Origin of the sequence: Salibaculum sp. (assembly GCF_035270045.1) — a bacterium.
Classification (GTDB): domain Bacteria; phylum Pseudomonadota; class Alphaproteobacteria; order Rhodobacterales; family Rhodobacteraceae; genus Salibaculum.
This window is the reverse complement of record NZ_DATFIP010000019.1, coordinates 42,369-55,817: the sequence shown is the minus strand read 5'-3', so window position 1 is coordinate 55,817 and position 13,449 is coordinate 42,369. Positions and strand designations below refer to the sequence as shown.

The 13,449-nt window shown below is 67.2% G+C and carries 16 protein-coding genes; 7 read left to right on the top strand and 9 right to left on the bottom strand.

The features are described 5' to 3' along the window. Nucleotides 1–2: 2 nt before the first annotated feature. The 4 genes from soxY to VJ897_RS03130 form a co-directional block, all read right to left on the bottom strand. Nucleotides 3–419, bottom strand: coding sequence for a thiosulfate oxidation carrier protein SoxY (soxY, locus tag VJ897_RS03145; RefSeq protein WP_324053175.1), 417 nt, complete (start codon nucleotides 417–419; stop codon nucleotides 3–5). A gap of 39 nt (nucleotides 420–458) precedes the next feature. Further along, complete coding sequence (soxX, locus tag VJ897_RS03140; RefSeq protein WP_324053174.1) at nucleotides 459–935, bottom strand: sulfur oxidation c-type cytochrome SoxX; 477 nt, start codon at nucleotides 933–935, stop codon at nucleotides 459–461. Nucleotides 936–1,106: 171 nt separating this feature from the next. Then, nucleotides 1,107–1,700 (bottom strand): thioredoxin family protein, encoded by a 594-nt coding sequence (locus VJ897_RS03135; protein WP_324053172.1) that lies wholly within the window; start codon nucleotides 1,698–1,700, stop codon nucleotides 1,107–1,109. 32 nt (nucleotides 1,701–1,732) lie between these two features. Further along, complete coding sequence (locus VJ897_RS03130) at nucleotides 1,733–2,470, bottom strand: cytochrome c biogenesis CcdA family protein (RefSeq protein ID WP_324053170.1); 738 nt, start codon at nucleotides 2,468–2,470, stop codon at nucleotides 1,733–1,735. Nucleotides 2,471–2,503: 33 nt separating this feature from the next. On the opposite strand from VJ897_RS03130, the gene VJ897_RS03125 reads away from it, so the two are divergent. The 4 genes from VJ897_RS03125 to VJ897_RS03110 all read left to right on the top strand — a co-directional run bounded on the left by VJ897_RS03125 (nucleotide 2,504) and on the right by VJ897_RS03110 (nucleotide 5,479). Beyond that, entirely contained in the window at nucleotides 2,504–2,941 is a 438-nt protein-coding gene (locus VJ897_RS03125; protein WP_324053168.1) for a thioredoxin fold domain-containing protein, read from the top strand. A 116-nt stretch (nucleotides 2,942–3,057) separates the two neighbouring features. Further along, a complete protein-coding gene (locus tag VJ897_RS03120; protein WP_324053166.1) occupies nucleotides 3,058–3,393 on the top strand; it encodes an ArsR/SmtB family transcription factor in 336 nt (111 codons plus the stop codon). A 28-nt stretch (nucleotides 3,394–3,421) separates the two neighbouring features. Continuing rightward, a complete protein-coding gene (locus VJ897_RS03115) occupies nucleotides 3,422–4,477 on the top strand; it encodes a YeeE/YedE family protein (protein ID WP_324053164.1) in 1,056 nt (351 codons plus the stop codon). 54 nt (nucleotides 4,478–4,531) lie between these two features. Next, nucleotides 4,532–5,479, top strand: coding sequence for a DMT family transporter (locus VJ897_RS03110; RefSeq protein ID WP_324053162.1), 948 nt, complete (start codon nucleotides 4,532–4,534; stop codon nucleotides 5,477–5,479). Here the strand turns inward: VJ897_RS03110 and VJ897_RS03105 are convergent. Further along, entirely contained in the window at nucleotides 5,476–6,357 is an 882-nt protein-coding gene (locus VJ897_RS03105; protein WP_324053160.1) for a hypothetical protein, read from the bottom strand. The two genes, VJ897_RS03110 and VJ897_RS03105, sit on opposite strands and share 4 nt — an antisense overlap. A gap of 111 nt (nucleotides 6,358–6,468) precedes the next feature. On the opposite strand from VJ897_RS03105, the gene VJ897_RS03100 reads away from it, so the two are divergent. Further along, nucleotides 6,469–7,383: a DMT family transporter gene (locus VJ897_RS03100; protein ID WP_324053158.1), complete on the top strand. Its 915-nt coding sequence runs from the start codon at nucleotides 6,469–6,471 to the stop codon at nucleotides 7,381–7,383. Here the strand turns inward: VJ897_RS03100 and VJ897_RS03095 are convergent. Continuing rightward, nucleotides 7,322–7,996, bottom strand: coding sequence for a thiamine diphosphokinase (locus tag VJ897_RS03095; protein ID WP_324053156.1), 675 nt, complete (start codon nucleotides 7,994–7,996; stop codon nucleotides 7,322–7,324). The two genes, VJ897_RS03100 and VJ897_RS03095, sit on opposite strands and share 62 nt — an antisense overlap. 163 nt (nucleotides 7,997–8,159) lie before the next feature. Here VJ897_RS03095 and VJ897_RS03090 point away from each other — a divergent pair, with 163 nt between their 5' ends. Then, on the top strand, nucleotides 8,160–10,172 hold the full coding sequence (locus VJ897_RS03090) for a hypothetical protein (RefSeq protein WP_324053154.1): 2,013 nt from the start codon (nucleotides 8,160–8,162) through the stop codon (nucleotides 10,170–10,172). A gap of 70 nt (nucleotides 10,173–10,242) precedes the next feature. Here the strand turns inward: VJ897_RS03090 and VJ897_RS03085 are convergent, their stop codons facing one another. The 3 genes from VJ897_RS03085 to VJ897_RS03075 all read right to left on the bottom strand — a co-directional run bounded on the left by VJ897_RS03085 (nucleotide 10,243) and on the right by VJ897_RS03075 (nucleotide 12,910). Then, the gene (locus VJ897_RS03085; RefSeq protein ID WP_324053152.1) at nucleotides 10,243–11,310 is read right to left on the bottom strand and encodes an ATP-grasp fold amidoligase family protein; all 1,068 of its coding nucleotides are present in this window, start codon (nucleotides 11,308–11,310) and stop codon (nucleotides 10,243–10,245) included. 76 nt (nucleotides 11,311–11,386) lie between these two features. Beyond that, nucleotides 11,387–11,608: a DUF2842 domain-containing protein gene (locus VJ897_RS03080; protein ID WP_324053150.1), complete on the bottom strand. Its 222-nt coding sequence runs from the start codon at nucleotides 11,606–11,608 to the stop codon at nucleotides 11,387–11,389. Nucleotides 11,609–11,617: 9 nt separating this feature from the next. Continuing rightward, nucleotides 11,618–12,910 (bottom strand): adenylosuccinate synthase, encoded by a 1,293-nt coding sequence (locus tag VJ897_RS03075; RefSeq protein ID WP_324053148.1) that lies wholly within the window; start codon nucleotides 12,908–12,910, stop codon nucleotides 11,618–11,620. Between the two features lie 135 nt (nucleotides 12,911–13,045). On the opposite strand from VJ897_RS03075, the gene VJ897_RS03070 reads away from it, so the two are divergent. After that, nucleotides 13,046–13,369, top strand: coding sequence for a hypothetical protein (locus VJ897_RS03070; protein WP_324053147.1), 324 nt, complete (start codon nucleotides 13,046–13,048; stop codon nucleotides 13,367–13,369). Nucleotides 13,370–13,449 lie beyond the last annotated feature (80 nt).

The following is a 13,449-nucleotide window of genomic DNA, read 5'->3' as shown; positions in this document are numbered from 1 at the left end:
GGTTAGCCGCCGCAGCCGCCGATGGTGACTTTCACTTCCTGGCTGGCCTGCACGAACGAGCCGTCTTCCATCTTGGCGATGGCGATGACGTCCTGCGTGCCGGCCAGACGGATGCGGGTCGAAGCGGCCTGCGCCCCGGCCAGCGGGCCGAAGTTGAAGGTCGCGACATCCGGGGTCGGGTTGCCCGCGGCCAGGATGGTGATCGAAGCGGCGCCGGGGGCGCTGACCTCGACCGGGACCGTGTTGCCGTTCTCGGCAATCTCGGGGGCGGTCAGCGTGATGCCCCCCTCGCCCGGCTCGGCACCGTCGGTGAAGGCGGCAATGGCATCCTCAATGGCGGCGCGGGCCTGCATCGGAAGCGCGGTCGCCGCCGCAGCCCCCAGTGCCATCAGGATGGTTTCTCTACGCGAAAAGCTCATGATTTCTCCTCTCGGGTTCGCGGTTCCGTGACCGTCGTATCAGTCGGTCAGGGTCATCAGGTAGGCGACAACGTCCTCGATCTGCTGGGCAGAAAGAAGCGGGTCCAGCTCGCCCTCCGCTGCCTTGCCAGTGTAGGCGTTGCCGGGTCGGGTGAAGCCATCGACCTTGTAGAAGGCCGGCATGACACTTCCGGGGAAGGTCATCTTGGCGTTGATCAGGATACCGCGCAACTCTCCCTCGGTGCGGTATTCACCGATGCCGTCAAGCGGCGGGCCGACCTCGCCGTGGAAGGGCACGTCGGAATAGTCCTCGGCGGCGTGGCAGGACACGCAGTTGCCGATGCCCTTGGAGACCATGACCTCTCGGCCCGCTTCCGGGTCGCCCGGCGTACCTGTCAGCGACTGTTCGACAGAGCCGTAATCGCCGAAGCTCACCTCGGTCGGCGCCACCATGTCGGCCAGCGCCACGCTGCCCCCCATGGCCAAGCCGCAGGCCAGTGCAATTGTTCGCGTCATGATCCCTCCCTAAGGTCTTTCGAACTTCTTATTCCTGTATACCGTAGCGCACCGGCTGGCCGACTCGCAACATCAAATTCATAGGCTTGAATTTATCCATGTGCAGGAACCGCCCGGCCGCGGGGCCGGGCGCGCTGCCTGATCGCGCCCCGGGCGGGGTCGGGCGCGGCGCTATTCGCCACCCTCGGCATAGAGCCCCTCACCCGCGTTGAAGATGCGGGCATGGTACTTCTGGAAGTTTTCCTCTTCGTAAACCTCGTCGCGCACGAAGGTCAGCATGTTGTGGAACATGCCGGGGCTGAGCGCACCGGGCACGTAGGCGGCGGCAACCCGGTTGGCGGGGGCCGCGTCGGGAACCCCCTCGGGAAAGAAGTAGATGGTCGGCGTGTACATGGCGCCCCATTTCCGGACCATCCGCTTTTCGGGCAGCGCCTCGCCGTCGAAGTCGGTGACTTCCAGGTCGCCGAACATGTTGATCTGCACGACGTAGAACTCTTCGTGTAACAAGGCGTCGATCTCCGGGATCGGGTAGACCTCCTCGTGCATCTGCGTGCAGTAGATGCAGCCGCGCTGCTCGATCATCACCGCAAGGCGCTTGCCCTGCGCCGTGGCATCGGCGTGATCCTCGCGCAGGTCGAGAAAGGTCTCGTGCATCCAGTCGGCCTTGTGAAGGCCGTCGTCGCCAATCTCTGCCGCCTGCGCGGGGGCCAAGAGTGCCAGGGCCGCAAGGGCCGCGATTGCGGGTTTGAACACTGTCTTGAACATCGGGTCTCCTCCCTTTTTCGATGCCGGCCGGTCTAGCCGAGGTTGCTGAAGGCCGGGAATGTCTCGATCATCCAGTTGCCGATGGCATTGATCGTGTTGGTGGCGATCAGGATCGCGAAGACGATCAACAGAACACCCATGGCCTTCTCCACGTAGGCCATGCGGGCGCGGTGCCGCTGCATGAAGCCCAGGAACGGCTTGGCAAAGAACGAGGCGATGACAAAGGGCAGCGTCATGCCCAGCCCGAAAACCGCCAGCAAAAGCGTGCCTTGCACCAGGTCGCCCATCCCGCTGGCCATCATCAGGATCGTGGCCAGCACCGGCCCGACGCAGGCGGTCCAGCCAAAGCCGAAGGCCAGCCCCATCACGTAGGCGCCCAGCACCGTTGACGGGTCCGAGGTGCTTTCCATGCGCGCCTCGCGCATCAGGAAGGGGATCCGCAGCACCCCAAGAAAATGCAGCCCGAAGACGAAGATCACCGCGGCGGCGACGTAGCTGAGCGGTTCCTTGACCGCGGCGAAGGCCTGGCCCAGCGCGGTGGCCCCCAGCCCCAACAGCATGAAGATGGTCGTCACGCCCAGCGCGAACATGAGCGCCGAGACCGTCAGCCGCTTCTGCGCCCCCGGAGCGATTCGCCCGTCCGCGCGCAGTTCGGCCATGGATATCCCGGCCATGTAGGAGAAGTAGAAGGGCACCATTGGAAGGATGCAGGGCGTCAGGAACGCCAGCAACCCGGCCAGGAAAGCGCCCATGAAGGACACGTCGAACATGCCGGCTCCTTGAAGAATTCACATATTCGAATTATGATAAGTGAAAAGACAAAGGTCAATTCAATCATGGTCCGGTTCCTCTCCGCGCTCTGTCTCGTTCTGGCTCCGGTCCTGTCCGGCGCACTCCCCGCCCACGCGCAAGGGACCCCGGCCGAGGCCGAGGTGCAGCTGGTCATGGTCGAACAGGCCGGCTGCGCCTATTGCCGGCGCTGGGATGACGAGATCGGGCCGATCTACCCCAAGACCGAAGTCGGCGCGGTGGCGCCGCTGCGCCGGATCGACCTTCACGATCCCGTCCCCGACGACCTCGACCTCGCCCGCCGCCTGACCTTCACCCCTACCTTCGTGCTGGTCGTCGACGGGGTCGAGCTGAACCGGATAGAAGGCTATCCCGGCGAGGACTTCTTCTGGGCGCTCGTCGAGCGGATGATCGCTGACGCCGGTTTGATGGAGCCCGCGGCGGAGGGATGAAAGAGGTTCCGTCCCCTGTTGCCGATAACGCGCAAGTGACCGGTGATGCGTCAGACGGTCCTTTTGCGCCCCTCTCGGAAACCGGTAATATCCGTGAAACCCGCGGAAGGTGGATCATGGGGCTGCCAGTCATAGACAACGATATCCCGCCCGAGGAGCTCGACCGGATGGCCGAAAGCGCCACCGAAGCGTCGAATTTCCTCAAGGCGATCAGCCACGAGGGGCGGCTGATGATCCTGTGCCACCTGGCCACCGGCGAGAAATCCGTGACCGACCTGGAAAATCTTTTGTCAGCGCGGCAGGCGGCCGTGTCGCAGCAGCTGTCGCGCCTGCGGCTGGAGGGGCTGGTGACGCCCCGACGCGAGGGCAAGACGATCTACTACCGCTTGACCGACGAGCGTCCACGGCAAATACTGGATCTTGTCTACGACATGTTCTGCCGCCAGGCCTGAGCACGTCGAGGGCAGCTGGGAGGAGACAATGCTGGAGACGATCGGCTACGCCAACGCGGCGGCCCTGATCGGCCTGTTCGGGGGCCTGTTGTTGGGCCTCGCAGCGCGGGTCGGCCGGTTCTGCACACTCGGCGCCATCGAGGACTGGCTTTACGGACATGACGACACCCGGATGCGGATGTGGGCCGTCGCCATCGGCGTGGCCGTGATCGGCAGCTTCACCCTTGTCGGGCTGGGGGGCTTCGACGCGGGCCAGAGCGCCTATCTGCGCCAGGCCTGGAATCCGCTGGCCTCGGTCGGGGGCGGGCTGGTCTTCGGCTACGGCATGGCCATCGCGGGCAACTGCGGCTACGGCGCACTGGCGCGGCTGGGCGGCGGTGATCTGCGCTCTTTCGTGATCGTTCTCGTGATGGGGCTGGTCGCACTCATCACCCTGTCGGGGCCGCTGGCCTGGGTGCGGGTGGCCCTCTTTCCCGAACCGGCCGCCACGGGCACACCGCCGGGCATCGCCCACGGGCTGGGCGCGCTCACCGGGGTCTCGCCGGTGGTTTTCGGCCTTGGCCTCGGCGTGCTGATCCTGGCCTATGCTCTGCGCTCGCCCCTGTTGCGCGCGGCGCCGGCGACCATCGCCTGGGGCGTCGTCGTGGGGCTGGCCGTGGTGCTGGCCTGGGCGGGCACCCATTGGCTGGCCGTCGAGAGCTTTGCCGAGACGCCCGTCCAATCGCATACCTTCACCGCCCCGGTGGGGGCGACCATGCTCTATGCCATGACCGCCTCGGGCAACGAGCTGACCTTCGGCATAGGCTCCGTGCTGGGCGTGCTGGTCGGCGCCTTCATCGGGTCGCTCATCAAGGGCCATTTCCGCTGGGAGGCCTGCGAGGACCCGCGCGAACTGCGCCGCCAGATCCTGGGCGCGGCGTTGATGGGAGTCGGCGCGGTCGTGGCACTGGGCTGTTCCATCGGCCAGGGCCTGTCGGCCTTTTCCGTTCTGGCCTGGAGCGCGCCGGTCACCTTCGCCGCGATCCTTGCCGGGGCCGCGCTTGGTCTGCGCCAGCTTATCACCGGCTTTCAGCCCGCCGAATAGGCCGCCCCTCCGCCGGGCTGGACCCCACCCTGCCGACCCTGTAGGTGCATCGGCATGAGCACGCTCGACACCCCACAGGCCGACCGCATCCTGCCCGGCATCCTGCTGATGATCGGCTTTTGCATGTCGGCGCCCATGCTGGACGTCGCCGCCAAGCTGGCCGCGCAGACCCTGCCGGTGGGCCAGATCACCGCCGCCCGCTTCGTGATCCAGGCCGCGCTGATGCTGCCCGTCTGCCTCTGGCTGGGGTTGCGAATGCGTCCCCGTCCCGGGACGGTTGCGATGCTGCTGTGGCGAGCGCTGTTCCTTGTGCTCTCCACCTACTTCTTCATCGCGGCGATCCGCGTCATGCCCATCGCCGACGCGCTGGCCATCGTCTTTGTCGAGCCCTTCATCATCCTCTTCGTGGCCAAATACCTCTTCGGCGACGAGATCGGCCCGCGCCGCATCGGGGCCGCCGTGGTGGGCTTTGCCGGGGCGCTTCTGGTGATCCAGCCCAGCCTGCGGGCCTTTGGCTATGTCGCGCTGCTGCCGCTTGGCACCGCCTTCAGCTTCGCCGCCTACATGCTGATCACGCGCGGGCTGTCGCGGCGGATGCATCCCGTGACGATGCAGTTTCACACCGCGGCGATCGCGGCGCTGGCCACGGTGCCGGTGATCTGGCTGGCCGACGGGCGCGGCTGGCCCACGCTGGACCCGGTCATGCCGCAGGGCCTGGCCTGGGTCTGGCTGCTGGGCGTCGGGGCATTCGCCGCGCTCAGCCACATGATGATGACCCAGGCCCTGACCTTCGCGCCCTCGGCCACGCTGGCCCCGCTGCACTACCTCGAGATCGTGATGGCAACGGCACTGGGGTATCTCATCTTCGACGACTTCCCCGATCCGATGACCCTGGCCGGCATCGCGGTGATCATGGGCTCGGGCCTTTTCGTGATCCACCGCGAGCGGCAGATCTCGCGCGCGGATCAGGCCACCAAGGCCCCACCGGGCAGCCCGGTCTAAAGCAACGCGACCCCCTCCATGCGCGCGATCCGGGCGCAGTCCTCTTCGTAAAGGGCCGAGAGTGTCCTGCGCGTCTCCGCGTCCCATGGGTCATAGGGGCCGGACCCTTCGGTTTCCTGCCGGATGCGGCGCACCTGAGCGCCCGGCAGACGGGCGCCCCCGGCCGCGAAACTGGCCTCGGCGATGCCGGCCATTGCGCCGGCGCTGAGCGCCCCCATCGCCCCGGGCGCTGCCAGATCGATCTCGAAGGGACCGCCGGCCATGGCCTCGACCACCGCCAGGCCCGTCGCGCGCAGCTCCTCGTAGCGCCAGACGGTCAGCCGCGCCGCCGGAAGCGTCGCCCGGATATCGGCCACCACATCGGGCCAGCGTCTGGGCATCCGCGCCAGCGCCGTCCGTTCCTGCGCTCCGAAAGGCACCCAGACGCCCTGTTGCGCCACCGTGCTGTGGCAGGACGCGAAAAAGCCGGCGTAATCGCGGATCGAGAGGAAGATATGCGTATCGGCCATGTCCCAGTCAGCCGGCAGCGCCCCCAATCGCGCGGTCAGCCCGGGATAGAGCGCGGCATGTCGCAGCATCAGGCGCGGGGTGCCGAGGATGTTCTCCTCGCTGACCAGAAGCCGGCTGCGCCGCTCGCCCAGGGCGCCGGGCACCAGGGTTTCCAGCAGGCTCGCCGTGCGGCCCTGGACCTGCGCGATGCGGCTCGGCGGCATCTCGGGCTTGGGAAACACCAGTCCAGGCTCGTCGCGCAGGTCACCGGGGCCGAGATAACCCGTGCCCAGACGCAGCAACTCGCGCCGGCGCGCGTCGAACGCGCGCTGCAGGGTCGTCGTCGCCGTCTTGTGCGCACCAAGGTGCAGCGCCAATGTCGATAACATGCCGTCCGCCCGATCCTTTTTCCTTCGCCCGATCTAGACAGAGCAGTGGAGCCTTGTCCACGGCACTCTGCAGCCCCTTGCGCCCGCCCGTTCGGGCTGTAGCGTGACCGGATGGACAGTGACCGCCCCTATCTTGGAATCCTGCTGATGCTGGCCTTCTGCGTGCTCGCCCCGCTGGGCGATGCCATCGCGAAACTGCTGGGCGCGACGCTGTCGATCGGCGCACTGGTGGCCGTGCGTTTCGGCGCGCAGGCGGTGACACTGCTGCCGCTGGCGCTGGCGCTTCGGCTGCCCATGCCACGCGGGACCGCGGTACTCTGGCTCATCGCGCTGCGTACCGTGCTTCATGTCCTCGGGATCGCGCTGATGTTCACGGCGCTGCGTCACTTGCCACTGGCCGACGCGCTGGCCATCGTCTTCGTCATGCCCTTCATGATGCTGCTGGCGGGCTGGCTGCTGCTGGACGAGGACGTCGGCCCGCACCGCCTGGGGGCCTGCGCGGCGGGCTTTGCCGGAACGCTCATGGTGATTCAGCCGAATTTCATGGAATCCGGCTGGCCCGCCCTGCTGCCGCTGGGTGTCGCGGTGGCCTTCGTGGGCTTCATGCTGGTCACGCGCAAGATCGCCAAGGTCGTGGACCCGATCGCCATGCAAGGGGTCTCGGGCCTGATGGCCATCGCCGTTCTGGCCCCGCTGGCATTGGCCTTGCCCGGCTGGCCGGCCCTGTCCTTTGATGGGCTTGGCACCAGCAGCCCGGGCCTGCTGGCACTGATGGCCCTGATCGGCACCGTGGCACACCTGTTCATGACATGGTCGCTGCGCTTTGCCCCCTCGGCCACGGTCGCGCCCATGCAATACATGGAGATTCCATTCGCCACTCTGATCGGCTGGCTGATCTTCCGCGACCTGCCCGACGGGCTGGCGGCGCTGGGTATATGCGTGACCGTGGCGGCGGGGCTTTACATCATAGGGCGCGAGCGGGCCATCGCCCGCCGCCCGCGTCCCCCGACGCCAGAAGCGACCTGACCGTCACGTCCAGAAGGACGCGCGGCAGGATCACCAGCATCCCCGGCGTCTCCGGGAGAAGGTCCACCGGCCCGGTCGCGCGGTTCGAGGTCCCCACGCGCGCATCCGCCGCCAGGGTCAGCCCCGTCGTGGGCCATTCCAGCCCGTGGCTCTGCACCCGCCCCGGCGCCAGCGGAAAGAGCGAAACCGTGCTGCCCGCGGCCAGGTCCAGACGAAGGCGTGGTGGGCAGAGGAACACCAGGCTGTCCCGCCCGATGACCAGGCATGGCCGGTCGGGATGGCGCGCCAGCACGGTCAGCGCGGCAAGCTCATGATCCAGTCGACCGCCCGAGACCCCCACTGCCAGCACCAGCGGCGCGTCGATGGAGCGCAACGCCTTGTCGAAATCGGTGGTTTCCTGTTCCGTCACCGGGTGGAGGACATCGCCCAGGATCTCCTGCCCCGAGGCCGACAGGCTGTCCATGTCGCCGATCACCGCCTCGGGCGCGCGCCCTGCCAGCAGCGCCGCGTCACCGCCACCGTCAGCGGCAACCAGCCGCGGCGCCCAGGAAAGCGCCGCGCTCAGGTCTTCCTCGGCATGAGACGACCCGCCCAGAAGCGTGATCGGTGCCAAGCTTGAAACAATGACCCGATTCACGCTTCACTATCCACGACTTTTCCACCGCGCCACAAAAGGGTCATCAAATAATACTCCTCTAAACGTTCTTTCGTTCCGGATCGCGAACCAATTGGTGGTAAACCCTTCGGCATTGGGTTGGACAGAAAGTGAGCATTCAATGGTTGAAACGAGCAAGATCCTGACGGTCTCCTACGGCACTTTCTCATGTACCTTGGAGGGGTTCGACGACTCCTTCAACACGATGAAAGCCATCGCCGAGTATTTCCGGGACCTGGCCTCGGATGATCGCTATTTCGGCGCCGAACCGCCAACCCCGGATGCGGAGATGCTGGCCCGCATCGCCGAAAAGGAGATATCCCGCCGGGTCGAGGCCCGCACCGGGGCTGACGGGGTCGTTCTGCGCCCGGCCCTGTCCCGGCCCGAGGCCGAGACTCGACCGCGCCCGGAGATGCCTGACCTGGAGACCGCCGCCCCGCCGGGCGAAACCTCGTCCGCGGCGATTTCCGCCGCCGTTTCGGCAGCGGCCGCCGCGCCCTCGCGCAGGCAATCCGCCGAGACCGGCGCCCTGTCCGACCACCAGGACCCCCCCCGGACCAGCGCCGCCCGGGAGCATGTCGCGCCCGATGTGCAGTCCCCGGCCGAAGCCGCCCCGCAAGCCCCTGCGCTCGAAGACGACGAGGAGGCCCCCCAGGTGGCCCCCGAGGACTCCGAGGTCGCGCCGATCGCGGAACCGTCCGTTACCGCCGATCACCCCACCGACACAGACCCGCTCGATCGCCCCGACAGGCTCGGCGAACCCGCGAGCCCGCAGGTGCAGGGCACGCCTGACGCCCCCCTGACCGAGGCCCCCGCCCACCCCGATGCCGACAGCGTCGCCGCCAAGCTGCAGCGCATCCGCGCCGTGGTCAGCCGCGATGGTGCGGCCTTCGCAGGGTCGGACTATACCGAGGACCAGGGCGGCACGGACGAAACCCAGATGGGGCAGCTGCCCGATGTGACCGATTACGCCGCGGCCCCCGCGACCGACCCCGAGGACGAAATCGAAGCCATGTCCGAGGCCCCCGCACCCCTTGTCGAGCGCGCCTATCATCGCCGGGAAGACGACATCACGGACGTGGTCGAGGCAGAGGCCGGCCAGCACACCGCCGTCACGTCGCACGGGGACAGCCAAGCCGAACAGGACACGGATGCATCCACCGGCCCCGACGCCGCGGACGAGGACCCGCGCGAAGCAGAGCTTGCCGCACCGGATCTCGCCGTGCTTGACGGGGCAGATGAACTGGACCGGTATCTCGGCGACCGGGGCGATGCCGATCTCTCGCCCGAGGAAGAGGCCGAACTGCTCGAGGCCGTCACCGGCGACTCCGAACCCGGTGCTGACGCGGAGTCCGAAACCGCTACGGACGAGGCGGACAACGCCGACGACGCCGCTTCCACGATCGCACAGCCCCACGGATTCGCGGCCGCCCCGGAAGAGGACGAGGAAGCCCTCACCCGTCTGCTCGATGAGACCAATGCCCAGATGAAGGAACCCGAGGGCAACCGCCGTCGCGCCGCCATCGCCCAACTCAAGGCCGCCGTTGCCGCCACCCAGGCCGAGGGCGCGACCGGGCAGGCCGGGGACCCCAGCGGCGCCGGCGAGGTCGAGAATGCCTTTCGCGAGGACCTCGACCAGGTGGTGCGCCCGCGCCGCGCGCCCCGGCCCGACCAGGCCCGCAGCGGGACACAGAGCGAACGCCCCCGCCCGGCACCGCTCAAGCTGGTCGCCGCGCAACGTGTCGACGTCGACCGCGAGGCGCCCGAGGCCGAAAACACCCCTGGCCAGCCGGTACAGCCCGTGCGTCCGCGCCGGGTGCAGGCCCGCGACCGAGCCGAAGGCGCCGGCACCGACGGTTTTGCCGACTTCGCCGAACGCATGGGCGCGCGCGAATTGCCCGATCTGCTGGAAGCCGCGGCCGCCTATACCGCCTTCATCGAGGGGGCCGAGGAATTCTCGCGCCCGCAGATCATCCGAAGGGTGCGCCAGGTGGCTCCGTCCGACTTCAACCGCGAGGACGGGTTGCGAAGCTTCGCCGACCTGCTGCGCGAAGGGCGGCTGAACAAGGTACGCAACGGCCGTTTCCAGGTCGCCGAGGATACCCGCTTCAACCCCCAGCGCCAGGCCAGCTAGGCAGACCAGTCGCAGCCTGGAAGGGGCAGGGATTTCCCTGCCCCGTGCGCGTTGAAGGCCCCGCCGGGAGTCACCGGGCCGTGACCTCGTCCTGCAGGCGACGCGCGAGGGCGAGGCTGCGATGGAAATCCTCGACCGGGAGCGGCCCGGCGGCATTCAGGCCGGGCCGCCGGCGGGCCTCGCGGGCGCAGAACCGGGCCAGCGCCCGCGCATAGACCCCCTTCCAGCCCTCGTGGGTGGTGTTCAGGAACCAACTGCGGCGAATATCCCAGAACCGGCTCGGGTCCGTGGCCATCGAAAAGCCACCGACGAGGATGCCGGATTCACTGTAGACCGTGATCTCGCCAAGGTAGAGCGCGCCCCCTGTCACCAGGAAGTCCACCCTCAGTTGATCGAACAGGGCGCCGATGTGACTGGCGATTTCCAGGGCCGCATCGGTTGCCGGGGGCAGCGGCGCATCATCCACCACCTTCGGGCTGACCCCGCTCGGTTGATCGGACCGGGTCCAGGTGCCCTTCTCGTCGCGCAACCAGACAGCCGCCACCCGCTCGTTCCCGGCGATCGTGCGGATTGGCAGCACGCGGACCGCCAGCCCGCCATAAACATAAATCTTTAGGTCGACCAAATCGGCGCGCTTGTCGACGCGGTCCTCGACGAAAAGCCGTGGACGGATGTCGTAATAGGCCCATTGGTTGTTCCGGCGGCCGTGACGCTGGGCCATTGCCCGCCGGATGCCGTCTCGCACCTCGTCCCGGGACAACCCGTCGCGCGCCGGAAAGAGGTTCGTCGACCAACCGTGCGTGGTCTTGATGACAACATCTGCCCCCAGCATGGCCTCGGGGATGTCTTCCGGCCGCCCGGTCCAGAGCGTCTGCGGCATCTCTACCGCGATCCCCATGTCGCGGACGAAATCCTTCGCCGCCAGCTTGTCCGACACAATGGTGAACCTGGGGTCGTGATCGAACACCTTGCGCCAGACGAACTTGGCGTTGGCCACGCGCGGGGCGGCGACGCTCAGTCGCCAGTTTCCATGGGCGATGGATCGCCGGTAAAAGCGCAGGATCTCCCTTGGATGCGACAGCGCGATGGCGACATCCAGTGCGAGAAACAGCAAACGGTCGAAAAATCGTCGGGACACGCAGGCTCCGATACGGATGATCAAAGGCTACGGCCGCGGCCGGACCCGGGTCAAGCATGCGGCGCGGAAACCGAGCCTAGTCGCCTTGGCCCACCCCCTTGAACACCCATTTGAGCGGAAAGGCCCAGAGCACACCCAGCCCGACGTAGATCGCAAGTTCCGCGCCCAGCGGCGGGCGCGCTTGAGGATCGGGCCAGGCCCAGTTCACCAAGCTGACACAGGCCACGATGTAGACCGGAAGGCCGATCAGCAGGATCAGCAGCGACAGGCGCTTGCGAGCTTTGAGCGACAGGGCCAAGGGTCCTCCTCAGTCAGCAAAGGGATCTGTCACCAGGATGGTGTCGTCCCGCTCGGGTGAGGTGGACAGTAGCGCCACGGGGCATTCGATCAACTCTTCCACCCGGCGCACGTACTTGATGGCATTGGCCGGCAGGTCAGCCCAGCTGCGTGCGCCCTCGGTGCTGTCCTGCCAGCCTGGCAATTCCTCGTAGATCGGAATGCAGCGCGCCTGCTTGTCGGCGGCAGTCGGCAGGTAGTCCAGCCGCGCGCCGTCCAGCTCGTAGCCCACGCATATCTTCAGGGTTTCGAACCCGTCCAGAACATCCAGCTTGGTCAGCGAGATGCCGGTGACACCCGAGGTGGCGCAGGTCTGGCGCACGAGGGCCGCGTCGAACCAACCGCAGCGGCGCTTGCGCCCCGTGGTGGTGCCGAACTCGTGACCCCGTTCGCCCAGGCGCTGGCCGTCGGCGTCGTCCAGTTCCGTTGGAAACGGCCCCTCGCCAACGCGGGTCGTGTAGGCCTTCACGATGCCCAGCACGTATTCGATGCTGCCGGGGCCGACGCCGGTGCCCGTGGCCGCTTGCCCCGAGATCACGTTGGAGGACGTCACATAGGGATAGGTTCCGAAGTCGATGTCCAGCAGCGCGCCCTGCGCTCCTTCGAACAGAATCCTGCGGCCCGCCTTGCGCTTTTCGTTCAGCACCTTCCAGACCGGCCCGGCAAAGGGCAGTATCTGCGGCGCGATCTCTTCGAGTTGCGCGATCAGGACGTCACGGTCGATTGCCGCAAGACCCAGTCCCCGGCGCAGGGCGTTATGGTGCACCAAGGCCCGGTCGACGCGCGTCTGAAGCGTTGCGGAGTCGGCCAGATCAGCGACCCGGATCACCCGGCGCCCGACCTTGTCCTCGTAGGCCGGGCCGATACCGCGCCCGGTGGTACCGATCTTTGCGACGGAATTCTGGTCCTCGCGCGCCCGGTCCAGTTCGCCGTGCAGCGGCAGGATGAGCGGCGTGTTCTCGGCGATCATCAGGGTGTCGGGCGTGATCTCGACACCCTGCGCGCGAAGCGTCGCGATCTCTTCCATCAGGTGCCAGGGGTCCAGCACCACGCCGTTGCCGATGACCGACAGCTTGCCGCCGCGCACCACCCCCGAGGGCAGCGCGTGCAGCTTGTAGACCGCCCCGTCGATGACCAGCGTGTGGCCCGCGTTGTGCCCACCCTGAAAACGGCAGATCACCTCGGCCCGTTCGCTCAGCCAGTCGACGATCTTGCCTTTGCCCTCGTCGCCCCACTGGGCGCCGACCACGACCACGTTTGCCATGTCAATCTCCGGTTTGAAAACGTCGTTTGCATACATGGGGGGGCGGCACGGTGAAACCGCAAACTTGGGTCCCTATCGCCACTTTGCCGCAAGCCCGCCGAAATCCTGCCCGACAGCCCGGGCAAACCCGGCAACATGGTGAACCGAAAAAGCAGGATTCTGGCCTCGCTCGCGGTGCTTTTCGTGCTTCTGGCGACCGGCTCGGGGCTCTTGTTCTACCACGAAGGCGATGACGCGTTCGGCGGATTGACCGGATTCATCGGTTTCGTGTTCGTCGTCCTTCCCCTTGGCACCCTCGCACTCGTCCTCGTCATGGCCACGCTACGCAGCTGGCGAAACGACGGGAACCGCTTGGGCCGCCTCCAGTCGATGCGATCGGGCCGATGCGATCGGGTGTTCATTATTTGTCCCTGCGCCGGCGCCTCCGTAATGGCTCGGTCCGGGGGACTCGACGACTGAAACCTCGTCCGTGCTGATTGCGCTTCTGGGCAGGCCGGTCATTCCGCTCCTCGTTTTCCTGCTGCAGGACGGGGGTTGCG